The 322-nt window shown below is 47.8% G+C and carries 1 rRNA gene; it reads right to left on the bottom strand.

Annotated features, from left to right (window positions below):
• Nucleotides 1-198 precede the first annotated feature (198 nt).
• Nucleotides 199-313 (bottom strand): 5S ribosomal RNA (gene rrf / locus ACF91D_RS32365).
• Nucleotides 314-322: the final 9 nt, after the last annotated feature.

Raw genomic sequence — 322 nt, 5'->3', positions numbered from 1 at the left:
CCCTATTGGGTCTTTGATTGCCTGGCAACGTCCTACTCTTGCGGAACGTAAGTCTGCTACCTTCGGCGCTAAAGACCTTTCTTGTCGTGAGACAAGCGCTCGCATCTTTTCTCACTTGCACGCTTTCTCTCAACAATTGTTTTACGTTGCAGTTAAGCTCTTCGCGCATAAAAAAAAGACCCTATTGGGTCTTTGATTGCCTGGCAACGTCCTACTCTTGCGGAACGTAAGTCCGACTACCATCGGCGCTAAAGAGCTTAACTTCTGTGTTCGGCATGGGAACAGGTGTGACCTCTTTGCCATTGTCACCAGACAATGAAAT

The organism is Staphylococcus sp. 231237_7MaSpsaltlick (assembly GCF_043107035.1).
Note: the sequence above shows the minus strand (reverse complement) of the source record. Positions and strands in the feature narration are given on the sequence as shown.